Annotated in this window: 22 protein-coding genes and 1 tRNA gene; 7 read left to right on the top strand and 16 right to left on the bottom strand. The window is 66.7% G+C overall.

Going from position 1 to position 22808, the window contains the following annotated elements; translation table 11 throughout:
- Positions 1-13 precede the first annotated feature (13 nt).
- Genes C1930_RS01460 through C1930_RS01450 form a run of 3 tightly spaced genes read right to left on the bottom strand, consistent with a single transcriptional unit; the run spans position 14 to position 3581 of the window.
- Positions 14-496: a MaoC/PaaZ C-terminal domain-containing protein gene (locus C1930_RS01460; RefSeq protein ID WP_108770918.1), complete on the bottom strand. Its 483-nt coding sequence runs from the start codon at positions 494-496 to the stop codon at positions 14-16.
- Positions 493-1371 (bottom strand): alpha/beta hydrolase, encoded by an 879-nt coding sequence (locus tag C1930_RS01455; RefSeq protein WP_108770917.1) that lies wholly within the window; start codon positions 1369-1371, stop codon positions 493-495. The genes C1930_RS01460 and C1930_RS01455 overlap by 4 nt, the downstream gene beginning before the upstream one ends.
- 11 nt (positions 1372-1382) lie before the next feature.
- Positions 1383-3581 carry a TonB-dependent receptor gene (locus C1930_RS01450; RefSeq protein ID WP_234412720.1) on the bottom strand — a complete coding sequence of 733 codons (2199 nt, stop codon included), beginning with the start codon at positions 3579-3581 and terminating at the stop codon, positions 1383-1385.
- 168 nt (positions 3582-3749) lie between these two features.
- On the opposite strand from C1930_RS01450, the gene C1930_RS01445 reads away from it, so the two are divergent.
- The 3 genes from C1930_RS01445 (at position 3750) to C1930_RS20130 (ending at position 7714) form a co-directional block, all read left to right on the top strand.
- Positions 3750-4754: a PHB depolymerase family esterase gene (locus C1930_RS01445; RefSeq protein WP_108770916.1), complete on the top strand. Its 1005-nt coding sequence runs from the start codon at positions 3750-3752 to the stop codon at positions 4752-4754.
- 80 nt (positions 4755-4834) lie between these two features.
- The gene (locus C1930_RS01440) at positions 4835-6412 is read left to right on the top strand and encodes an N-acetylmuramoyl-L-alanine amidase (protein WP_108770915.1); all 1578 of its coding nucleotides are present in this window, start codon (positions 4835-4837) and stop codon (positions 6410-6412) included.
- A 513-nt stretch (positions 6413-6925) separates the two neighbouring features.
- Positions 6926-7714 (top strand): hypothetical protein, encoded by a 789-nt coding sequence (locus C1930_RS20130; protein ID WP_159093519.1) that lies wholly within the window; start codon positions 6926-6928, stop codon positions 7712-7714.
- Positions 7715-7793: 79 nt separating this feature from the next.
- Here the strand turns inward: C1930_RS20130 and C1930_RS01435 are convergent.
- The 4 genes from C1930_RS01435 to birA all read right to left on the bottom strand — a co-directional run bounded on the left by C1930_RS01435 (position 7794) and on the right by birA (position 10472).
- A tRNA-Thr gene (locus C1930_RS01435) sits at positions 7794-7869 on the bottom strand.
- 45 nt (positions 7870-7914) lie between these two features.
- A complete protein-coding gene (locus C1930_RS01430; protein WP_108770914.1) occupies positions 7915-8769 on the bottom strand; it encodes an SPOR domain-containing protein in 855 nt (284 codons plus the stop codon).
- A gap of 9 nt (positions 8770-8778) precedes the next feature.
- Positions 8779-9510 carry a type III pantothenate kinase gene (locus C1930_RS01425; RefSeq protein WP_108748152.1) on the bottom strand — a complete coding sequence of 244 codons (732 nt, stop codon included), beginning with the start codon at positions 9508-9510 and terminating at the stop codon, positions 8779-8781.
- Complete coding sequence (gene birA, locus C1930_RS01420; protein ID WP_108770913.1) at positions 9507-10472, bottom strand: bifunctional biotin--[acetyl-CoA-carboxylase] ligase/biotin operon repressor BirA; 966 nt, start codon at positions 10470-10472, stop codon at positions 9507-9509. Before birA ends, C1930_RS01425 begins: the two co-directional genes overlap by 4 nt.
- 131 nt (positions 10473-10603) lie before the next feature.
- Between birA and C1930_RS01415 the strand changes: the two genes are divergently transcribed.
- Complete coding sequence (locus tag C1930_RS01415) at positions 10604-10879, top strand: hypothetical protein (RefSeq protein ID WP_108748150.1); 276 nt, start codon at positions 10604-10606, stop codon at positions 10877-10879.
- A gap of 8 nt (positions 10880-10887) precedes the next feature.
- Complete coding sequence (locus tag C1930_RS01410; protein WP_108755136.1) at positions 10888-11634, top strand: M90 family metallopeptidase; 747 nt, start codon at positions 10888-10890, stop codon at positions 11632-11634.
- Between the two features lie 36 nt (positions 11635-11670).
- Here the strand turns inward: C1930_RS01410 and C1930_RS01405 are convergent, their stop codons facing one another.
- The 4 genes from C1930_RS01405 to dusA all read right to left on the bottom strand — a co-directional run bounded on the left by C1930_RS01405 (position 11671) and on the right by dusA (position 15494).
- The gene (locus C1930_RS01405) at positions 11671-13095 is read right to left on the bottom strand and encodes a sensor histidine kinase (RefSeq protein WP_108755135.1); all 1425 of its coding nucleotides are present in this window, start codon (positions 13093-13095) and stop codon (positions 11671-11673) included.
- Between the two features lie 25 nt (positions 13096-13120).
- Complete coding sequence (locus C1930_RS01400; protein WP_053520384.1) at positions 13121-13804, bottom strand: response regulator transcription factor; 684 nt, start codon at positions 13802-13804, stop codon at positions 13121-13123.
- A gap of 71 nt (positions 13805-13875) precedes the next feature.
- Positions 13876-14250 (bottom strand): hypothetical protein, encoded by a 375-nt coding sequence (locus C1930_RS01395; RefSeq protein WP_108748148.1) that lies wholly within the window; start codon positions 14248-14250, stop codon positions 13876-13878.
- A gap of 212 nt (positions 14251-14462) precedes the next feature.
- Positions 14463-15494 (bottom strand): tRNA dihydrouridine(20/20a) synthase DusA, encoded by a 1032-nt coding sequence (gene dusA / locus C1930_RS01390; protein ID WP_108755134.1) that lies wholly within the window; start codon positions 15492-15494, stop codon positions 14463-14465.
- 159 nt (positions 15495-15653) lie between these two features.
- Here dusA and C1930_RS01385 point away from each other — a divergent pair, with 159 nt between their 5' ends.
- A complete protein-coding gene (locus C1930_RS01385) occupies positions 15654-15962 on the top strand; it encodes an addiction module antidote protein (protein ID WP_108755133.1) in 309 nt (102 codons plus the stop codon).
- Between the two features lie 62 nt (positions 15963-16024).
- On the opposite strand, the gene C1930_RS01380 is transcribed toward C1930_RS01385, so the two are convergent.
- The 3 genes from C1930_RS01380 to C1930_RS01370 form a co-directional block, all read right to left on the bottom strand.
- Positions 16025-18412 carry a peptidoglycan-binding domain-containing protein gene (locus tag C1930_RS01380; RefSeq protein ID WP_108770912.1) on the bottom strand — a complete coding sequence of 796 codons (2388 nt, stop codon included), beginning with the start codon at positions 18410-18412 and terminating at the stop codon, positions 16025-16027.
- Between the two features lie 41 nt (positions 18413-18453).
- Positions 18454-18927, bottom strand: a complete 474-nt coding sequence (locus C1930_RS01375; protein WP_234412719.1) for a lysozyme inhibitor LprI family protein — start codon at positions 18925-18927, stop codon at positions 18454-18456.
- 151 nt (positions 18928-19078) lie between these two features.
- The gene (locus C1930_RS01370) at positions 19079-19927 is read right to left on the bottom strand and encodes a hypothetical protein (protein WP_108770911.1); all 849 of its coding nucleotides are present in this window, start codon (positions 19925-19927) and stop codon (positions 19079-19081) included.
- A gap of 262 nt (positions 19928-20189) precedes the next feature.
- Between C1930_RS01370 and C1930_RS01365 the strand changes: the two genes are divergently transcribed.
- Positions 20190-20591 carry a lysozyme inhibitor LprI family protein gene (locus C1930_RS01365; RefSeq protein ID WP_234412718.1) on the top strand — a complete coding sequence of 134 codons (402 nt, stop codon included), beginning with the start codon at positions 20190-20192 and terminating at the stop codon, positions 20589-20591.
- 46 nt (positions 20592-20637) lie between these two features.
- On the opposite strand, the gene C1930_RS01360 is transcribed toward C1930_RS01365, so the two are convergent.
- Both C1930_RS01360 and C1930_RS01355 read right to left on the bottom strand, forming a co-directional pair.
- Complete coding sequence (locus C1930_RS01360) at positions 20638-21108, bottom strand: hypothetical protein (protein ID WP_108770909.1); 471 nt, start codon at positions 21106-21108, stop codon at positions 20638-20640.
- A 103-nt stretch (positions 21109-21211) separates the two neighbouring features.
- Positions 21212-22666 (bottom strand): SulP family inorganic anion transporter, encoded by a 1455-nt coding sequence (locus tag C1930_RS01355; protein ID WP_108770908.1) that lies wholly within the window; start codon positions 22664-22666, stop codon positions 21212-21214.
- Between the last annotated feature and the right edge of the window lie 142 nt (positions 22667-22808).

Below are 22808 nucleotides of genomic sequence, written 5' to 3'. Positions count from 1 at the left end.
GCAGCGGCCCGCGCTAGGCGGCGACCACCACCAGCGACAGCTGTTCGGCCACCACGGCCACCTGCCCGCCCGGTACCACTTCCACGGTCTTGTGCTGGGTCAGCAGCCACTGGCCGGGCTGCCGCGGTTCCAGGCTGACCAGCCGCGAGCGCACCTGCACCTCGCTGGCGCTGGGCACCGGGGCCAGGAAGCGCACCTTGTTCAAGCCGTAGTTCAGCACGTGGGCGATGCCGGCAAAGCCGGCCAGCGCGGCCACATCGTCTTCCACGGTCAACGCCAGCAGCAGGAAGCCATGGGCGATGGTCTGCCCACCCGGCAGGTCGCTGCGGGCACGCTGCGGATCGACGTGGATCCAGTTGTGGTCGCCGGTGGCATCGGCGAAGGCATCAATGCGGGCCTGGTCGATGCGCCTGCGTGGGCCCAGGCGTTCACTGGCCGCCCAGCGCCACAGATCCTGCAGGGCCACCGGCAAGGCCTCGGCATGGGCGGTGGTCACCGCACACGCTCCAGCAGGGCCAGGATCGCATCGCGCGCCTCGGGCTCGTTCAACATCGGTGCGTGGCCGACCGCCGGCACTTCCACCAGGCGGGCCTGGTCAGAGGTGGCCACCATCTGCCGCGCCACATCGGCCGGCAGGATGTCCGACAGCGCGCCGCGCACCACCAGCACCGGTACGCGCGAGGTCAGCCCACGTACCGCCCGCCACAGCACCGGGCGCAGCAGCCACAGCAGCCACGGCCGGGTGGTACGGATCACCGCCGGGTCGTAGTCCAGTTCCAGCAGGCCGTCGTCACGCACGCGGAAGGTGCGCTGCGCCATCGCCCGCCAATCGTCGCTGCCGTAGCGCGGGAACGCGGCCTTGCCGATCGATTCCACGTACGCGGTGGCCTGGGCCAGGTCCATCGCTGGCAGCGGCTTGCCGGCGTACTTGCCGATCCGCGCCAGCGCTTCGCGCGGCACCTTCGGGCCGGCATCGTTCAGTACGGCGGCTGCCACGCGCTCTGGTGCGCGCGAGGCCACGGTAAGGGTGACCAGCACGCCCAGCGAGGTGCCGATGAACACCGCCTTGTCGATGCCTTGCGTGCGCAGCAGCGCCACCATGTCGTCGGCGTAGACGCGCGCGTTGTAGCTGGCCGGGTCGGCGGCGCGCTGCGAACCGGCGCGGCCGCGCAGGTCCACCGCCAGCACGCGCCAGCCGGCCGCCGACAACGAGACAGCCAGCGCATCAAAGTCGGCCGCGTTGCGGGTCAGGCCTGGAATGCAGACCACGGTGCCGCGTGGCGCGGCCCCGGTTGCCGGTGCATGGTCGCGCGCGTGCAGGCGCAGGCCATCGTCACTGTTCCAGTACAGATCCTGGTAAGACGGCGTCATGCAGTTCACTCCTAGAAATCGTAACGGACGCTCAGACTGTACTGCCGCGGCGGGCCGTAGAAGCCAATGAGCGTACCGACCGCCGGAATGTTGTAGCCGGTGGTGCGGTATTCCTTGTCGGTCAGGTTGGTGCCCTGCAGCGAGAACGTCCAGGCATCATCCAGCCGCCAGATGACACCGGCATTGACCAGCCCGTAGCCATCCTGGCGGATCACCGGGCTCAGGTCGGTGGTCGGCCACACCTCGCTCTGGTAGCTGTAGGTCACCCGTGCGGACAGATTGCCGCCGCTGGCCAGATCGGTGCGGTATTCCACGTTCACCGCGCCGGAGAAATCCGGAGCATTGGTGAACTTCATCTGGTCGGCCACGTTGACGCCGCGGTCCATGTACTCGTCGTACTTGGTGTCCAGCCAGGCCAGGTTGCCGGAAATCAGCCAGTGCTGGGTGGGCAGGTACTGGTACTCGATTTCCAGGCCGTTCACCGTGCCTTTGCCGGCGTTGGTGAAGTCACCGAAGAAGCCATCGGCCACGCCATCGCCGTTGGTGTCGATGCCAGTGAACACCGAAAGCTGGATGTCCTTGTACTTGTTGTGGAACGCCGACAGGTTCAGGAACAGGCGCTGGTCGAAGAAGCCCATCTTGCTGCCGATCTCGAAGCTGTCCACGGTTTCATCGTCGAACGGCTCGGCCGAGCGCGGCACCGCCACCGCATTGGCGCGGATGTTGTAGCCGCCGGATTTGAAGCCGCGCGTGGCCAGGCCATAGACCATCACGTCCGGGGTGATCTGGTAATCCAGCGAGACCTTGGGCGAGACGTTGCTGAAGTTGGTCTTCTTGTCGAAGTCGGCGGTGACCGCCACCGGCCGGCTGAAGCCGGGGTCGGCATACAGGCGGTTGAGCACGATCGCGCGCTTGTCCTCGTCGGTGTAGCGCGCGCCCAGGTCAAGCTTCAGCTTGTTGGTCAGGTCGAAGGTCCAGTCGGCATACAGGGCGATGCTGTCGGTCAGCACCTTGCCCTGGTTGTCGGCGAACTGCGCGCTGAAGTAGTTGTTCTGGATCTGGCCACCGGCCTCGCCGCTGAACTGGTACAGGCCGACCACGCCGCGCACGCGGCCGCCGGCGTCGTAGTTCAACTGCAGTTCGTTGCTGATCTGGTCGTCGTGGTAGGTACCGCTCACGTCGGCCAGCTTCACCGGCGTGGTATCGAAATCGACGTTGCCATCGCTGTCCGATTCGCGCTTGGCCACCACGTACTTCAGCGCAACGTCCTCGCTGGGCCGCCAGTTCACCGTGGCGGATGCACCCTTGCTTTCCACGTTGTTGAGGTTGCGCATGCCCGAGCGGATGTCGTAGCGGCTGTCCATCGGCTGGAACGCCGGCAGGAACGGGTTGGGCGCCAGCATCTTCGAACCGCGCATGCCGGATTTGTCATCGATCCAGTCCAGCGCGAACTGCACATCGAAGTCATCGCCGGCATAGGCACCCAGATTGAAGCGCGCCGCATTGATCTGCTTGTCGCTGACCGGCTGGCCGTTGAAGGTGTTTTCGCCGAAACCATCCTGGTTCATGCTGGCCACTGCCACGCGCGCGCGCAGGCCGCTGTCGGCGCCGCCGATCGGGCCGCCGATGGCCGCCTTGGCGTCCAGCTGGCTGTAGTTGCCCACGGTGATCTGTGCGAAGCCTTCGGTCTGGGTGGGCAGGCCGCGCGAGATGTACTTGATCGCGCCGCCAATGGTGTTCTTGCCGTACAGCGTGCCCTGCGGGCCGCGCAGCACTTCGATGCGCGAGACGTCGAACACGTCCAGCAGCGCACCCTGCGGGCGCGCGATGTAGACATCGTCCAGGTAGATGCCCACGCCCGGGTCGGCGCCCCAGGTGGGATCGGACTGGCCGACGCCGCGGATGTAGGCGGTGACCGTGCTGCTGGCGCCGCGCGCCGCGTAGATGGTCAGGTTGGGCACCTGCGCGTCCAGATCGCTGATGTCCTGCACGTTCATCTTGTCCAGCGCTTCGGAGGTGAACGCGGTGACGGCCACCGGCACTTCCTGCAGGGTCTCTTCGCGCTTGCGCGCGGTGACCATGATGCTGTCCAGGTTGGTGGCCGTGGCCGCCTTGCCCGCGCTGGGCGCAGGCTCTGCCGCCTGCTGGGCCAGTACCGGCCCGGACACCACCAGCGCGCCGATCATCAGGCTCAAACAATTCCGTTTCATTCGCTCCTCCCCAGTGCCACGCGGGTGGCCCACGCCGCCCATCGTGCCAAGGCTAGCGGTGCGACCGGGGCCCGGCGAGTGGACCTAGGTCCAGTCGGCAGCCCGGGCCGGATCGGGATACTGGGCGCGCCGTCACCGGCGGCCATCGCGCACGCACCAGGAGCTGGCATGAACGCTGTCATCGATTCGATCAGAGCGGCAGGGCGGGCGTTGTGCCTGTGCCTGGCCATGGGCGCAAGCGCTGCGGCGGCGGGCGCCGAAGGGCATTGGGATGCCGGTGTGTACGGCAACCTGTTCGGCAGCCGCGAGTACCAGGTGTGGGTGCCTGCCGGCTACCAGGCCAGCCACCCGCTGCCCGTGCTGCTGGTGCTGCACGGCTGCGTGACCGGGCCCAACCTGATGGGCGAGGCATCGGGCTTCAACGAGGTGGCCGACAGCGAGGGCTTCATCGTGGTGTACCCGCGGCAGAACGTGACCGCCAATGGCGGGCGCTGCTGGAATTGGCAGTTGCCGGTGAACCAGGCGCGCGGCAGCGGCGAGGCGTCGATCCTGGCCGGCATTGTGGGCGCGGTGAAATCCGCTTACAGCGTCGACCCGCGCCGGGTGTATGTGACCGGTATCTCCGCCGGCGGAGCGATGACCTCGATCATGCTGGCCTGCTATTCGGATGTGTTCGCCGCCGGTGCGGTGCATGCCGGTGGCATGTACAAGGGCGCGACCACGGTATCGGGCAGCGCCTATGCGCTGCTGGCCGGCAGCATCTACTCACCGGACAGCAACGGGCGGCTGGCGTGGCAGTGTTCGGGATCGCCGTCGCCGCGACCGTTGCCGGTGCTGGTATTCCATGGCAGCGCCGATACCACGGTGAACCCGGTGAACGGCCAGCAGGCGGTACGCCAGTTCCTGCAGACCAACGATCTGGCCGACGACGGCCTGGACAACGATTCGGTGGGCACCACGCCAACCAGCATTTTCAACGGGCAGGTGCCGGGCGGGCATGCCTATACGGTCCACAGCTACCAGTACGGCGGCCGCACGCTGGTGCAGCACTACGTGGTGCAGGGCATGGGGCATGCGTGGAGCGGCAGCACCTCGGGGCTGCCGTTCACCGATCCGCAGGGACCGGATGCCACGCTGATTACCTGGTTGTTCCTGAGGGATCGGCAGCGTTGAGGCAGACATGCCTCGTTCGTAGCCAACGCACATTGCTGATACCCTCGAACCAGGGGGGGATCCACCAGCAAAGGAGATGCATGATGTACATCGCCCATAGTAGGAATTCGGTTTTGATAGCCGCAGGATTGGCGCTTTCTTTGGCTTTTGCCGGCAGTGCAAGTTCACAACAGCCGCAGAAGCAAGAGGGAAAGGATCTCCTCTCTGTGGCGGAAAGTGCGACTATTTTCCGCCAACTTGAACCTGAGCTGCAGCGTTTTGTCGACAAGCAATCGCGACTCCCCGGCCAAGAGAAGAGCGTAATCGTCAGAATCACGCCAGACAATTCGACCGGAATCGTCTGGATAGATCTTGATTCTGGCTACCTTCCCAAAGGACAGACAGAATTCAGTGAAGAGTTTGGTGACAAGCTAGCGGAAATTGAATCCGAGCTTTATGACTATCTATCTGGGACAGTAGGATTCAAATACGTCATTGCGAGAATTGGCGGCCGAACTATCAACGAAGTATTTCCTCCAGAGCGCCTACTGAAACGAAAGAATCAACGCAGCAGCCGCTCCGCGGCATCCCCTGTTCCGGGGATGGTGCTAATCAACCCCGGCCATGGCAAGTATTTCCATCATGGTGAGAATGTGTGGAAGTATGAGCGGCCCACGCCCTACGCCGGGACCACGAATGTCCATGAAGATGACATCACACCACAGTACGCATCGGTGCTAGACACTTATCTCACTTCACGCAGCAACATGTACGTAACCGATGTTCGCCATACGCGGGATATCCTAATGCCCTTCATCGAACCGGAGAGCAACCTCCCCTGGAAGGATCTGGCCGCTCGATACTACATTAAATCGCTCCTACCGAACGATGGCGGCACAATCTGGAATCTCTACCCCAACGGGAAACCAGGCAATGAAAATCTTCGCGAGTACGACGAAGACGTGATGGCTAGAGCAAAATATGCCAACCATATCAATGCCGAAACTCTAATTTCACTCCATACCAATGCAGCGGGACCGTCAGCACGCGGAACACTAGTGATGACTCAGTTGGATGACCCATCCTCGGTGCAGCTCTCCAATAACATCCTCTGCTACATGAAAGAGCAGATAAATGCAGTGGAGGCCTACTCCGACTTTGCAATCAGGCCAGCCCTCGTCAATGGAAACAACAAGGCAGAAGTGCGTGATGCGGAAATGCCAACGGCATTGATCGAAGTAGCATTTCACAGCAACACAGAGGATGCCGCAGCACTTCAGGATCCAAAGTTCCGATCCGCGGCGATGAAGGGAGTCGAGAAGGGATACCGCACCTTCATGAGGGGTGAAACCGACTGCCGGCCCCTTACGATCACAAGTGTCCCGGCGGTAACTGGGCCACACCTCACCGAAATTCCTTACAGCGTGCAGTTTGTGGGATCTCCAACCTATCCGCTGTACCTTCGCAGCAAGGTTGTGACCTGCCCACCGGGCTATCTCTGCAGCCAGAATTCTACCCAGTATGCTTTCCCAGGGGACACGCCTGGTACGCTGAACGCCGTTGCAAAGTGTACTGTGGCGCGCCCCGTGGCGGGCAGCGTTATTGTATTGGACCGTTATCTGGAAGACAGCGACGGCGTAAAGAGCCCGATGGTCCGCACCTCGATCACCTGCGTGTAACAAACGACTTGAACGAGCCTGCTCTATCCACTTGATCTGATCGAACTGATCGTCCAATCCCCCCAAGGCGCCGTCCAGCGCCTTGAGGGGGACAGGCGATTCTCGAGCAATAGCAGCTATAGAGCACAACCGATCCTTGCAGCGGTTCCGGGAGCCAGCCATCCCAGAGAATGAGCCAGCACCTCGTTCAATCAAAGGTACCGTTTACATCAGCCATTCAGCGTAGTTCGCGCTGGCAACGCTTGCCAACTCACTGACTCGCGGCCATTTGCGGTCGTCTCCATATTCATTCATTTTTGATTTCCTCGCCCCCTCCTGGAGCACGGCTTCGGAATGAACTCCAATTAGCAGTCGGCCAGGAAAAATGCAGGACAACACAAAGTCGCGCTGTCCTCATGGACCTAAGGGGCGAGATCGCGTCGATCATCGATCGCGGGACTTGCGATTGGGAATGTAAATTGGGTTAATTGACTGGAGCGGGGGCGTCAGTCCCCGTTTTGATGCGGAGAAGGAATGCACAGGATCGCAAGCTCGTTGCTCGGCTTCTGCGCCATGGGTCTTGCAGGCTGCGCGACCACCACACTGCCCAAGGGCGTTGCGTCATCGGGTTACACCGAAGTTGTTTCGGTACCTATTGGTCCTCTTCGCTACTTCCACACAGCTTCCTTACTGCCTGGTAGAACCGACGTAGGCATCACTCATGTCCACCTCTGTGCAAACACTGAGCGGAGTATCAGCCTGCAGATCGCGGATGGGCTTGGGATCGCTGCTGAAGATGTCTGTTCACGGATCGATGCGGCGGCGGCATTGGCCGAATCATGGATTCCGGCGGAATCCAACAGCTATCGGATTCTGCTCGCACCGGAAGGCACGGCGGGGGCAATACAGGCCAGATCGCTTGGCCGCTTTGCGACAGGCAGGACACTTGCACTTGCATCGCACGTCTACGGCGATCAACCACAAGCCTTCGCGAATCTGGTTGACCTGGTTGCGCATGAGAGCCTTCATGCATTGGGGCTCGCTACCAAGCATCCCCGAGCGCGCGACGAAAGAAGTGCCTATTACGCAGGGCTATGTGCCCAACTCAAGATCAACGGGCTCATCAAGGAAGAGAGCTTGCCCGGAGCCCCACTTGCTTCAGGTGATCGGGCAGTACGCATCTCGTCGCAGCAGGCCTATCGTGTGCGGCTTGAGACCTATCCGTTGCTGGTGGACGGCACCATCCGGCTTGGAACGCCATCCGGCGCGTCGATGCTGCAACGGTGCCAGCAGATCGGAAACGAGCTGATTCGGCTGCAGTAGGCCCAAGTGCGAAAAAGCCAGCGCACTGCGCTGGCTTTTGTGGCTGCGCCCGCTTCCGGGGCACATGGGCAACCCCAGGTGGTGCCGCTTATCCGAATCGAACGGATGACCTACTGTTTACAAGACAGTTGCTCTACCAACTGAGCTAAAGCGGCATGGGGTGCTGCGCCGGCGGCGCCTGGCGCGGCCGGGACCCGATTCTAGCGCAGTCGCGTGCAGTCCAGCGACCGTTGCTGTGCGGCGGCGCTGCGCTGCTGCACCTGGGCCGGCTCGCTGCCACTGGCCAACTGCCCTTCCAGCCACCACTGCCCGGCTTCGCCACTGGCCACCAGGCGCGGCTGGAAGCCGGCGGCCTGCACGGCAGCCATGCGGCGTTCGGCGCCTTCGCGGTTGCGGTACTGGCCCAGGGCAATGGCATTGGCCTCTTCGCCCTGGCCGATGATGTAGTAGTCGCTCAGCCCGGCGGCAACGATGCGCTTGACCGTGGCCTGTGCGTCATCGCGGCTGGCCGCGGCAGGCAGCAGCACCCGGTAACGGGCACTGCCGCTGGCGGCCGGCTGTTCGCGCAGGCGGGCCGGCGCCAGCAAGGAACCGGCGCGGCCCTGCGCGGCCACGGCGGCGGCGCGGTCGGCAAACGGCCCCAGCGCAATGCAGCGCGGCGGCGCGGCCGGTTTTTCAGGCGCCGGCTTTTCCGGCGCGGGGGTTTCAGCGACCGGCGGGGTCGGTGCGGCGGGCTTGGCCACGGCGGCCAGCGGCGCGGCGGCGGTGGGCTGCGGCTGCTGCGCGGCAGCAGGCGTAGGCGCAGCAGCCGGTGCGTCGGCAGGCGCCAGCGCGGCGCCCGGCGCGGCTTCGCGCGCTACCAGCGCTTCGGTCGGCGCGGCAGGGGTCTGTGCCACGGCCACCGCGTCGGTGCCGCCGGGCAGCCAGCGCAGTTCGGCCACGCCGCTGGGCGACGTTGGCGCAGGTGCGCGCGTGGGTTCGGTTCGCAGCAGCCACCAGCTGGCGACCCCCAGGTTGAGGATGGCCAGTACGACAATCAGGGCACGGGTCAGCATGCGCCGATACTAGCCTGCTGCCGGGTGCACCGCCCAGCGGGCCAGGCCATCGAGCACCAGCGACGGGTGGTAGTCGGCGCCCGGCAGCAACGGCATCAGTGCCGGTGCGCCGCCGCCATGCACCAGCAGCGCCGGCGGCGTGCCCAGCAGCGCCTGTGCCTGCTGCGCACTGCGTTCGATCAGCGCAACCGCTGCGCCATCGCAGCCCGACGCCAGCGCATCGGCGGTGTCGTTGGCGAATTCGCTGTAGTCGCCGCCGGTGGCCGGCAACTGCACGGCCCGCGCATGCAGGGCTTCGCGCATGGTGGTGGGCGATGCGGAAATACGGCCACCGTGGTGCTGGCCGTTGCCATCCAGCAGGTCCAGGGTGAGCGCGGTACCTACGCCGACCACCAGCACCGGCCGTTGCGCGGTGGCCGCCGCCAGCAGGGCCAGGAAGCGGTCCACGCCGAACTTTTCCGGCTTCGCATAGGCGATGCGCACGCCCGCGCATTCGGCGCTGGTGCGCACCACGCGCACCTCATCGAAGCGGCGCTGCAACTGGTCCAGCATCGCAGCGGTGAGCGACGGTGCGGCCACGCTGGCAACGAAGGCGACGCGGCCGCTGGGCAGGCTGTGCTCGGGTTGCGCGGCCATGCCTTCGGCGCCGTGCGCCCAGGCCTGCACATCGCCGGCACGGTTGCCCTGCAGCGGCGCGAACTTGAAACGCGAATTGCCCAGATCGAACAACCAATCGCTCATGCCGCCCTCACGCTGACTTCGCCGGCGTGCAGCAGGCGCTCGCGGCCATCGATGCGCACGCGCAGGGCGCCATCGTCGGCCAGGCCCAGCGCGGTGCCGTGCTGCCATTGGCCATCCAGTTCCACACGCACCTCCTGGCCGGCCAGCATGTCCAGCGCGGCATAGCGCGGCAGGAACGGCGCCAGGCCATCACGGTCGAAGGTTTCCAGCGCCGGCAGCAGGCGCGCCAGCACGGCGGCCACCACCTGGTTGCGGTCCACCACGGTGCCGGCCAGCGTATCCAGGTCCACCCACGGCTGGGTGATCTCCTCACCGAAGGCAGGCGGCATATGCACGTTGATGCCGATGCCGATGACCGCGCGCGCCGGGCCGGCGTACTCGCCACCACCTTCGGCCAGCAGGCCGACCAGTTTGCGGCCGTCCACCAGCACGTCGTTGGGCCACTTCAGCTGCGCCTGGGTGAAGCCCAGATCGTGCAGCGCTTCGGCCACGGCCACGCCGGCCACCAGGCTCAATCCGGCCAGACGGCCCAGGCCGCCTTCGAACAGGCGCAGCACCGACAGGTAGACATGGGCGGCCAGCGGCGAAGCCCAACTGCGGCCACGACGGCCGCGGCCACCGGTCTGGCGCTCGGCCAGCAGCACGCTGACCCCGCGCACTGGCGCGCTGCAGCGCAGCAATTCGGCGTTGGTGGAGTCCACCGTCCAGGCCACCTGCAGGTCGTGCAGCAGGGCCTGGGCGTCGGCAGGCAGGCGGCTGCGGATGGCCTGGGGGTCGAGCAGCTCCAGCGCCCGGGTCAGGCCGTAGCCCTCGCCCGCGCGCCCCTGGATATCCACACCAGCGGCCCTAAGTCCTTGAATCCGCTTCCAAATGGCGGCCCGGGTCTGGCCCAGCTCACGGGCCAGGGCATCGCCGGACAGGCGACCGGCAGCGAGTTTGGCCAGCAGTTGGCGATCGTCCACGGCAGTTTCCGTCAGGTCAGGCAGGAATTATGCGGGAAAGGCCGGGCAGGCGCCCGCCGGGGGGCTTCCACGGCGGGGCCGGGTTCGGGCTATGATCGGGAACTCACCTCCCCTTAACGTGGATGTCGTCAATGCGCCGTTATGCCCATTGCCTGATCCTGCTGACGATGCCGTTCGCGGCGTCTGCAACGGCAGCGCTCGATGACAGCCGGGGTGCCTGTGTGTATTCGGCGGGGGATGCCGCTTCGCAGCGCGCGCCCAGCGCCGCGCCCACCAGCGCAGCGGCCAAGCCGGCGCCGGTACGCCCTGCGGCCAGCACCACCACCGGCGGTGGCGGCGATGACGATGTGCTGCCGCGCATCCGCGCACCGAAGTGGCACAGCTACCTGCCGGGCATGTTCCGCTGATCAGGTCGTTGTTGCAGTGGCTGCGGCCGACGCCGCGGCCGATCGAAGATGCCCATTGGGATGATGCCTGCCAGCGCGCGGCATGGCTGCGCGGCCTGGATGATGCGCGGCGCGCGCGCCTGCGCGTACTGGCCACGCGCTTCCTGCACGAAAAGACCCTGACCCCGGTGGGCGGCCTGCAGCTGCAGGTGGCCGACGGCGTGCTGCTGGCGGCGCTGTGCTGCCTGCCGCTGCTGGAATTTGGCGACGTGGGGCTGCAGGGCTGGTCGCAGCTGATCATCTACCCCGATGCGTTCCGCGTGCACCGCAGCCACATGGATGCGGCCGGCGTGCTGCACGAATGGGATGACGAGCTGATTGGCGAAGCCTGGGACAGCGGTCCGCTGATCCTGTCGTGGGCCGATGTGCAGGCCGACCTGGCCGCGCCGCACGACGGCTTCTGCGTGGCCGTGCACGAGATGGTGCACAAGCTGGATGCGCTGGACGGGGCGATGGATGGCACCCCGCCACTGCCGCGCGACTGGCAACGCGAATGGGCAGCCACGTTCCAGCAGGCCTACGATGCCTTCTGCGCGCAGGTGGATGCGGGCGGGGAAACGTTGATCGACCCGTATGCGGCCGAGGCCCCGGAAGAGTTCTTCGCGGTGGCCAGTGAATACCATTTTTCCGCGCCGGATCTGTTGGCCGAGGCGTTGCCCGAGGTCGCCGCGCATCTGCGGCGGTTGTATGGCGCGCCGCCGGCGATGGTCGGGTGATTCATGTGTTCGCCGGGCAATGCCCGGCGGTGGGGATCACGGGCCCGGCGGCAGGCGTACTTCGAAGCGGGCGCCGCCCAGTTCGCTGGAACGGGCCACCAGCAGTTCGCCGCGGTAATCCTTGATCAGGTCCTGCACGATCGACAGGCCGATGCCGTGGCCCTGCACGCGCTCGTCGCCGCGCACGCCACGCTGCAGCACCTTGCCGATGTCATCCGGGGCGATGCCCGGGCCATCGTCGTCCACCGCCAGCAGCAGGCCGGCGCGGCGCGCGTTAGGCGCCGGCAACGGCTGGGCGGTCAGCAGCACGCGGCGCTTTGCCCACTTGAAGGCGTTTTCCAGCAGATTGCCCAGCAGTTCCTGCAGGTCGCCCGGTTCGCCGTGGAAGCGCGCTGCCGGGTCGATGTCGAATTCGCACAGCACGCCCTTGGCGGCGTAGACCTTTTCCAGGCCACGCACGATTTCTTCGGCGTTGGGTTCGATCGGCAGCGGTGCAGAGAACAGCTTGTGGCCCGACGATGCCGCACGCGCAAGCTGGTAGGACACCAGGTTGTTCATGCGCTGCAGCTGTACGTCCAGTTCTTCGCGCAGCGCATTGTCGCCGGCACCACTGTCCATCTGCGTGCGCAGCACGGCAATGGGTGTCTTCAGGCTGTGCGCCAGGTCGGCCAGGGTATTGCGCTGGCGCTCCAGGTTCTCGCGCTCGCTTTCAATGAAGGCGTTGATGCTGTCGGTCAGCGGCTCCAGCTCACGCGGGTGGCGCTCGCTCATGCGCTCGGTTTCGCCGCGCTGCACCTTGGTCAGCTCGGTGATCACCCGCCGCAGCGGGCGCAGGCTCCACTGCAGGATGACCGTCTGCAGCAGCAGCAGGATCAGGCCGATGCCGCCCAGGTAGAACCAGACGCGGCTGCGGAACACACGCAACTGCGCACCCAGCGCGCGCGAGTCTTCCATCACGTAGATGGTATACGGGAATTCGGTGGCCGGGTCGGCGTCGGCGTCCCACACCAGGCCCAGGCCATAGCGGTACACCGAGCCCTGGCTGCCATCGATCTGGATCATCGGCAGCGGGCCTTCGAACACTTCCTGGCGCGGCGCCAGCAGGCCACCACCCACGGTGGGCAGCATGGGGCCTTCGGCGGACATGGAATTGCCCTTGCCGTCGGGCATCACCACCTGCAGGTACAGACCACTGCCGGGCACGTCGAAGCGCGGATCCGGCGGCTGTTCGCGGATGTACAGCGAACGGTCGCGGGTGAAGTCGATGCCGGCCGCATAGGCGGTGGCGTAGTTCTTCAGGCGCTCACGCAGGTTCGCCTTCGCCGTATCGGCGAAGGCGGCATCGAGCGCATAACCGGCCAGGGCCAGGAACGCGACCAGGCCCACGGACGCGGCAAACGTCTGGCGCGCCTGCAGTGAGCGCGGCCGCCAGCGTCGGAAGAACCACAGACGGCCGGACATCATGCTATCGCCAGGGTGAGCCGGCTCAGCCCTCGTTGCGCGGAATCGCGAAACGGTAGCCGCGGCCGCGCACGGTCTCGATCGGCTTCAGTTCGCCGTCCGGGTCCAGCTTCTTGCGCAGGCGGCCGATGAACACTTCCAGCACGTTGGAGTCGCGGTCGAAATCCTGCTGGTAGATGTGTTCGGTGAGATCGGCCTTGGAGACCAGTTCACCGGCATGCATCATCAGGTATTCCAGCACCTTGTACTCGTAGCTGGTCAGGTCCACGTTGCTGCCGCTCACGCTGACCGTCTGTGCCGCCAGGTCCAGGGCCACCGGACCGCATTCCAGGGTGGGCTTGCTCCAGCCAGCGGCGCGGCGCAGCAGCGCGTTGACGCGGGCCAGCAGCTCTTCCACATGGAACGGCTTGACCAGGTAATCGTCGGCGCCCTGCTTCAGGCCTTCGACCTTGTCCTGCCAGCTGGAACGGGCGGTCAGGATCAGGACCGGGAACTTCTTGCCTTCATCGCGCAGGGCCTTGATCAGCTCCATGCCCGACATCTTGGGCAGGCCCAGGTCGATGATGCCGACGTCGAACGGCACTTCGCGGCCCATGTAGAGGCCTTCTTCGCCGTCCTGTGCTGCATCGACGGCAAAACCTTCGCGCTTGAGCCGGGCTGCCAGGGTCTCACGCAGCGGGGCTTCGTCTTCGACCAGAAGGATACGCATGAACTCTCCCTAGTGTGCTGGGTGTGGCCCGCAGGCCTGTGGGTACGGGGTGATGCGGCAACTATCCCTGTTCAGGGGTTATCGCCGCGTAGTGATGACATATCCGACCGCGGCGTGCGCGGCTGTGAACGTGCTGGGGCGGGGTCGTCCATGTAGCGGACCCGGCCCCGGTCGTCCATGTATTTCACCCGGTTGATGTCACGACCATCGAACGGCACCCGCTCGGCGCCCAGGATGTGGCCGCCGGTGGTGCGCTGCACCCGGCGCACGGCGTCGGACAACGAGCGTTCGTCGCCACGGCCACCGCGGTCGCTGCGGTCCATCATCTCCGCCCGCCCCTGGTCGCCGCGCGGCGGCTGTTGTGCCAGCGCCGAAGACAGCGGCGCAGCAGCCAGCACCACGAAGGTGGCCAGGGCAAAACGGCGGTGGAAGGGAGCGGAAGACATCGAAGCGATCCTAGCCGAGCACGGCAATTTGTTCAAAAGTCGTAAATCCGGGGATCGGGCGCCAGGCCCGACCTTTACAAATCTTTTGCAAATTCTTGGTTTTGCGCAGTGAATCCGGTCTGAACTTTTCCGGGACCGCCTCCGCTTCGTTCATCTAAGTGAACATTCGGGACGAATCAACTGCGCTTGTCAAGTCAGGAATGTGACTGCAATCACGCTGCGGCGCGGTCCGCCTCGCGCTCGGTCACCGCCAGCGCCTGCTCGACCAGCGCCCAGTCGGCGCCGGGGCGGTGTGCGCCCTCGCTCAGCACCTGGCGGAACGCGCGGCCACCGGGCTGGCCGTGGAACAGGCCCAGCAGGTGGCGGGTGATGTGCTTCAGCGCCAGGCCTTCATCCAGGCGTGCCTGCACGTAGGGGCGCAGCGCGCGCAGCAGTTCGCCGCGCGGGCGCAGCGGCGCGCCGGTGTGCAGCGCCTCCAGCTGATGCAGCAGGTAGGGGTCGTGGTAGGCCGCGCGGCCCAGCATCACGCCATCGACGTGTGCGGCCTGGGCCTGCACCGCGTCCACCGTTGCCAGGCCGCCGTTGATGACCACCGGCAGCGCCGGGCGCTCCTGCTTCAGACGGTAGGCCCAGTCGTACTTCAGCGGCGGCACTTCGCGGTTTTCCTTCGGCGAAAGGCCCTTCAACCAGGCGTTGCGCGCATGTACCACCACCATGGCAGCACCGGCCTGCACCTGGCGATCGACGAACGCGGCGAACACCGCGTAATCGTTGTCCTCGTCCACGCCCAGCCGGCACTTCACCGTTACCGGAATGTCCACCGCCGCGACCATGGCCGCCACGCACTCGGCCACCAGCTCCGGTTCGCGCATCAGGCAGGCACCGAAACGGCCGGCCTGCACGCGGTCGGACGGGCAGCCGCAGTTGAGGTTCACTTCGTCGTAGCCCCAGTCGGCGGCGATGCGCGCGGCCTGCGCCAGCAGGGCCGGATCGCTGCCGCCCAACTGCAGGGCCAGCGGCTGTTCGCTGCCGTCGAAGCCGAGCAGGCGCTCGCGATCGCCGTGGATGACGGCGTTGGCGTGCACCATTTCCGTGTACAGCCGCGCGCCGGGCGCCAGCACGCGGTGGAACACGCGGCAATGGCGATCGGTCCAGTCCATCATGGGGGCGACGGACAGGCGCAGGGAATCGGCGTAACGGGCAGTAGCGGACGTCATCGGGGCATTGATCGTGGAGACTGGCATTGCCAGTGAGATCAATAGTTTACACCGGACGGCTGAATGGCGAGGGGCGGCCCGGGAGGTGCGTGGCGACCGTTGACGCATCTGCCAATTGAACCGTGTATCCTTCTGGATACGATCAGCCCATGGCATCCCTGCACGCAACAGCGGCACTACGCGACCATGAGCAAGCTCAAGACCCTCCCTTTCGATCCGGCTGACTACCTGCAGGACGATGTTGCGATTGCAGCCTACCTGACCGAAGCGCTGGCGGCCGGCGATGCCGGCCATTTCCAGGAAGCGCTTGGCACGGTTGCGCGGGCCCGGGGCATGGGCGGCATCGCGGAGACGTCGGGCCTGGGCCGCGAGAGCCTGTACAAGGCGCTGCGACCCAACGCACACCCTCGATTCGACACGGTGCAACGCGTGCTGCTGGCCCTGGGTGTCCATCTGACGGTACAAGCCGACGCGCGGTCTGCCGTACCGGATTGACTGCATGCGGCAGAGGCCGGCGCCGGCCGGCCGCCCCAGCATTCGCCGCGGGCCCTTCTGCCCTACTGCACGCGCCCCTTCACCTGCTCCTGCTGCTGGTCCTGTGCGCGCTGGTTGAACTGGCTGTCCAGTTCCGCGCTCTGCCGGGTGCTGGCTTCCACCGACTGGGAAACGGCCTGCTGGCGGTCCACGAAGGCGCGCTGTGCGGCCGGGTCGCCCAATGCACCCTGCACCGCAAACAGTCCGCTGCCATCCGGGCGGGCGACCACATGGTCGATCTGGCCCATGCCGGCCACCTTGCTCTCGTAGGCCAGCTGGCCGGCGGCGCGTTCGGTTTCCTGTGCGCTGCCGAACAGCGGGCACAGCCCGGCCTGCGCGCGTTGCTGCTGCAGCGCCTGCAGCTTTTCCAGGGCCTGGCTGAAACGCGGGTTCTCGGCATGGCCAGCGTCGCGCATGCTGGGCGCGGCCGGCGCAGCGGCAGGTTCGGTACGTGCCGGTTCGCTGCGCGCCGGATCGGTGGCGGCATGCGCCCCCGCCTTCACCGCAGCCGGGTCGGCCAGGCGGGCCAGGGTCAGGCGCCCCGCCTTGCCGTCGTCGTCCAGGCCGTTGCTGGCCTGGAACTGCTTCACCGCCGCCAGGGTGTCCTTGCCGAAGATGCCATCCACGCCCAGTGCCGTGCCGTCGGCCGCGGTGTAGCCCAGCGCCGCCAGCTTGCCCTGCAGCGCCTTGACCTCGTCACCGCGCTCGCCCTTCACCAGCATGCCGTCGGCCATCGCCGCCGGCGCTGCGCTGCGTGCGGCCTGCGCGGCGTCGGGGCCCTGCGCATGTACCTTGCCGCCCAACGTGATGCGGTCGTTGAGCATGTCGCCCAGGTAGCGGCGGAACTGCTCGGGTTCCACTTCGATGTGCGCGTGCACGGCCTTGGTGCCTGCGTTCGACTGCTTCACCAGCGGCGCGCCGTATTCGACGAAGTCGCCGTTCTTGTACGGCGAAGACCCCACCGCGCCGTGCAGCACTTGGCCAACCAGTTCGCGCCGCGGATCGCCGGCGGGGTGGCTGTAGATCGCGATGCCGTTGGTCGGGTCCTTCAGGAACTGCACGTAGCCGGCCACCGGGTTGGGGATCATCACGTCGCGGTTGGCCAGGCGGTCGGTCAGGATCAGGTCCTTGCGCACCAGCGGAATGCCGTTCCGGTCGCCGCTGGTGCGGATGTTCTCCATTTCGCCTTCCACCATGCCCGACTGGCGGTCGGCCTTGCTGGCATCGCCGGTACGCACGGCTTCGGCATTGGTGTTGGGATGGTGGATCTTCAGCAGTCGATAGGCCGCCTCCCCGCTCATGCCATGGTCCAGCGTGCGGTTGCTGGTGACGTTGCCGTACGGCTCGACCACCGTGATGCGGCCACCCCCAGGGGCAGCGGCGGCAGCTGGGGCCGGTGCCTGCGCGTGGCTGCGCTCGGCCGCCGGCGCACGCGTCTGCGTTCCCGCGCCAAGCGCGGCCAGCGTATCGCGGCCGGCCTTGCCATCTTCCTCGAGCCCGTGCGCCTTCTGGAACTGGCGCACCGCATGTTCGGTGTTGCCGCCGAAATCGCCATCGGGGTTCAGCGCCTTGCCGTCCTTGCCGGTGTAGCCGGCCTGCGCCAGCTTCTGCTGCAGGGCCTGCACTTCGGCACCGCGCTCACCCTGCACCAGCACGCCGTCGGCCATCGCGGCGCGTGCGGCATGGCCGCCGCGTGGGCGATGCAGTGGCTCGCCGAACGCCTGTTCGTAGGTCTTGCCCTGGTAGTCCTGCGGGTGGCGGTTGACCTGCTCGTACCGCGCCAGCCCGACCAGATCCGCCTTTTCATTGAGCGTGCGTTCGCGCAGCGCAGGCCATTGCGTGGGTGAGCTTTCGAAATGTCTTTGCACGTTGTCGTGCTTGTAGTCCTGCACCGCGCGTACGATCTGTTCGTCGCTCAGCTCGGACAGCTTGTAATCGTCGCCGTAGGCCGCCTTCAGGCCGTTGACGAACACACCGCGGGTCATGTTGCGGTACTGCACCGAGGTGCTCCACAGCGCGTCCTGCACCGCCGGGCCACGCCCCTGCAGATCCACGCCCGCGTCCTTCAGGCGACCCAGCTGTTTGTCGTAGTACTGGTGCTGGATGAAGTCGTGCTGGTCATTGGCGAAGGCCCCCTTGTCGCGCTCGGCGACCTCTTTCCAGCGATCGTTGAAGGCCTGGGTGGCCGGCGTCAGGCCACGGAACTGGGCACCGTAGCGCGAGCCCGCCAGGTATTCGTCCACCCCGCCCACCGCGCTGGCGAACTGGTAGGTGCCATAGGACACGCCGCCGTGGTCGCCCCTGCCGGAGGAGATCCAGCCGGGCCCGCGATTGCTGGTTTCATAGCTGGCAGACGTCTGGCCGCGATGCCAGCCGTCCATCGCCTTCTTTGCGTCGGTCACCACGTCCATGCTGCAGGTCTCCTTACGGTAAGCGGTTCGATGGGATCAACTCAGGGCCGGTGGGTCTCAGCGTTCAGCTGGTCCACGCGGTTGGCCACGCGGTTGATGCGGCAGGACTGTGCATCCAGCATCTGGCCCTGGCCGTCGGTACGCGGGTCCCAGCTGCAGTGGCGATCGGTGTCGGACCACCAGGCAGCCTGCGCGTCCATCCAGTCGTCTTTTTCCTTGCTGTCCGGGCTGGCCACCTTCGTTGCGACGATCTGCGCCAACCGGTCTTCCTGGTAGCGCAGCTCTTCATCGCCGCAGGCCTGCAGGGCGGGCGTCACGCCGTCGGAGGCATCCACGCAGGCGGTGTACTGCGGACGCAGCGTGGCCTTGTTGTACGAGTCATCCGGGCGCGCGGCCGGGAAGTCATCATCATCGGCGTCGGCTGACGTGGTGCTGCCGGGTGCAGCGGGCGCTGACTGCGGGGCCGTGGCGAGTGCGCTGGTCGTGGCAGCTGCGGCCACGGGCGCAGCCGGCACGGCCGCGTCCGCACTTGTGTCCTTGCACGCTGCGAGCCCCGTGCCGACGGCCAGGGCGAGCACGAGCGCACCGGCATGGGCGGACAGCGCGCGACCGATGCACGGGAAAAGCGTCATTGCCTTCATTGCTCATTTCTCCTTGAAAACGGGATCACTGAAGACCCGGTGCCAGCGTGTGCGCCTGCAGCTCGACAGCACGGCTGGCGTAGCGATTGATGCGGCACGACTGCGCGTCCAGCAGCGCACCCACATGGTCACTAATGGGTGCGCAACGCTTGCCGGTGTCTATGGCCCAAAAGGCCTGCTCGTTCATCCAGCGGTCCTTGGCCGGGCTGTCCGGGCTGGCCATCAGGCGCGCCACCTGCACGTCCAGCTGCTTCTGTTGGTACGAAAACTCGGCGGCATCGCACGCCTCGAGCGTGTCATCCATGCCTCGGGCATGCTGCACACAGCGGGTGTACTGCGGGCGCAGCGAGGCCTGGGTGAAGGAGGCATCGCGTGGGCGGATGTGCGCCAGCAGGGCATCGGCGCGGTAGGCCACGCGGGACAGCCGGCACTCCTGCGCGGCCTGCAGCGCATCCACTGCGGCGTTGGCGGCCGCGGTGCAATAGTGGTCGGTATCGCGGCGCCACGCCGCTTCGGTGGCCGCGAAGGCCGCGCTGGCCTCGCCATTCAATCCCGCCACGAGGGTGCCGGTCGTCGCCTGCAGATGCTTCTGATGGTAGGCCAGTTCTTCCCTGCCACAGGCCTGCAGGGTGCCCGCGTGCTGCACGCCTTCCACGCAGCGGAAGTAGGCCGGCCGCAGGCGCCCGGCGCTGTAGGAGGCATCGGGATAACGGGCGGCGGCGGGCGCCTGCGCGGGGGGCGGCGCGGACGCTGCAGCCGACGCCATGGGCGCTGCGGGCTGGCAGGCGGCCAGGGCCGTGCACAGCAGCAGCGATGCCACGCGCCGGCCCAGCAGCACCTGTTCGTAGCCCGTGCGGAGTGTCGTTGCCAGCATCACCTGCGTCTCCCTGCGAGTGGACGGCAGCTGCCGTACCAGGCTGGGCCGTCCGTCGGCCCCATCACCCAGCCATGCTAAGGCAGCCTCCGCAGCAGATGCCTGACTGGATTCATGTTGCGTGAGGGCGGTCGCAGATCCCCGTTACAGGGGCAGCCGTGGCGGCGGTCGTCCCGCGTTGACGACCCGCCCCCGGCCAGCCGCTATAGTTCGGCGCTCGCCATGGACTGGATGCGTAGAACAGATGAAGCAGCACACGCGGATGAACATGCCCCTGACCGCCCTGATGGTGGCCGCCCTGGCCATCGGCACGGCCAGTGCCGCGCCGGCCACCAGCGGCCTCAGCCCCATGTTCACCGCCTGCCGCGACAGCGCGCAGGGCGCGATCGAACAGGCGGCGTGCCTGTCGGCGGAAAGCACCCGCCAGGACCAGCGCTTGAACCAGGCCTACACGCAGCTGCAGGCCCGCCTGAGCGGCGACAACCGCACCAAGCTGGTCAATGCACAGCGCGCATGGCTGCAGTCGCGCAGCCGCGACAACGAGCTGGATACCGCCCTGTATGACAACTCGCAGGTGGGCAACCTGCAGGGTGGGCTGGACGATGTGCTGCGCCTGAGCGCGCGTGCCGACCAGCTGCAGAAGTACCTGCAACTGCTGGACTGAGCCGGCAGGGGCCGGGCGCCCACTGCAACGCCCGGCCTTCAATCCCTCAGCGTGCCCGCGGAGGCCCGGACTCGCCCGCGCGCGCGCGGCCGTGCCACTCGTGGTGGGTCTGCTTCCAGCGGCCGCCTTCGGTCGCCACCCACTGCAGGGTCCAGGTTTCGACCTGGCCCCCCGGCCGTTCATTTGTCAGCGTGACCTGCTCGCCGGGCGCACCCGATGCGGGCAGCGGAAACGGCGCGCCTTCCACCCACCGTGCGGTGTAGGTCGCCCCGTCCTGGCGCTGGCGCAGGGTCAACGTTTCCGGGTCCATCATGCGGCGATTGGCGTCGGGCACACGGTCCAGCCAGTCAAGAATCGCCTTCGCTTCGGGCGTTCCCGCACGATGGTGGGACACGTGTTCGACGATGGTGGTCGGGGTGGCGGCGCCGGGCGCGGCGGCAACCGTGGCCGGCAGTGTGGCCAGGCCAAGGGCCAGCAGCAGCGGCAACGAACCAGCGTAGGCCCTGCGTGCAGTCATGGATCGTCCTTGAAGGTGTGCGTGATGGCACAGACCGATCATGGCCGCGGCGACGGCGGGTTTCAATCAGGGAGATTGCAGGTGCCCGCCGGCCGGGCCGCCGTCAGTGCGCGCCGCCGCGACCGCCCACCTGTTGGATCAGGGTCTGGCTGGCAGCGTTGAGGCCCACCACCGTTACCTGCGCGCCATGCGCGGCCAGCTTTTCCTGCGCGCGTTCCAGCGCCGCCACTGCGGTCAGATCCCACAGGTGGGCCTCGCGCAGGTCGATCTGCACCTTCGGCGCCACGTGCTGGTAATCGAAGGCCGCGCCCAGCTGCCCGGCCGAGGCGAAGAACACCTGGCCGCGCACCCGGTAGACCTGTTCGTCGCCCACGGTTTCGTGCTGCACATCCAGCATGCGGCCGACCTTGCGGGCGAAGAACAGCGCCGACAGCAGCACGCCGCTGAGCACGCCCTTGGCCAGATCATGCGTGGCCACGGTGACCACCACGGTCAGCAGCATCACCGCCGAAGAACTGCGCGGATGGGTGCGCAGATCGCGCAGCGAGCGCCAGCTGAAGGTGCCGATGCTGACCATGATCATCACCGCCACCAGCGCGGCCATCGGAATCTGCCGCACCAGATCGCTGCCGTACACCACCAGCAGCAGCAACAGCACGCCGGCCACCAGGCACGACAGACGGCCGCGTCCGCCGGAGGTCACGTTGATGACCGACTGGCCGATCATCGCGCAGCCGGCCATGCCGCCGAGGAAACCGGTGAGCGTGTTGGCCACGCCCTGGCCGACGCATTCGCGGTTGCGCTCGCTGGGCGTTTCGGTGATGTCCTCGACGATCTGCAGGGTCATCATCGATTCCAGCAGCCCGACCACGGCCAGGGTGGCCGACACCGGCAGCAGGATGCGCAGGGTTTCCCAGGTGAAGGGCACATCGGGCATGAGGAAGTGCGGCAGGCTGTCGGGCAGCTGGCCCATGTCGCCCACGCTGCGCACGTCGATGCCGAAGCCGATGACCGCGGCGGTAAGCACCACGATCGCCACCAGGGGCGAGGGCACCGCGCGGGTGATGCGCGGCAGCAGGTAGATGATGGCCAGCGCCGCGGCGCACAGCACGTACACGGTGGGGCCACGGCCGATCAGTTCGGGCATCTGCGCCAGGAAGATCAGGATGGCCAGTGCGTTGACGAAGCCGGTGATGACCGAGCGCGATACGAAGCGCATCAGCGAACCCAGTTTGAACACGCCGGCCAGCACCTGCAGCAGGCCGGCCAGGATGCTGGCGGCGAACAGGTACTGCAGGCCGTGGTCCTTCACCAGATCGACCATGACCAGGGCCATGGCGCCGGTGGCGGCGGAGATCATGCCCGGGCGACCACCGGCAATGGCGGTGACCACGGCGATGGAGAACGCCGCGTACAGGCCCACCTTGGGGTCGACGCCGGCAATGAGCGAGAAAGCGATGGCCTCGGGAATCAGGGCCAGGGCGACGACCATGCCGGACAGCAGGTCACCACGGATGTTGCCGAGCCATTGCTGGCGCAGGGGATAGGACGTTTGCATGGGAAAACTCCGCGCGCACGCGGGCGTGGCCACGTGGCGCTGTCAATCAGGAGCGGTCAATCACAACCAGTCAATCACTGGCAGTCGACCAACGGTCGACTCTACCCGGGGGTAGGTACGTGGGAGGGGCGCAGTCTACGGG

The organism is Stenotrophomonas sp. SAU14A_NAIMI4_8 (assembly GCF_003086695.1).
Classification (GTDB): Bacteria; Pseudomonadota; Gammaproteobacteria; order Xanthomonadales; family Xanthomonadaceae; genus Stenotrophomonas.
This window is presented reverse-complemented; position numbering and strand designations above follow the sequence as displayed.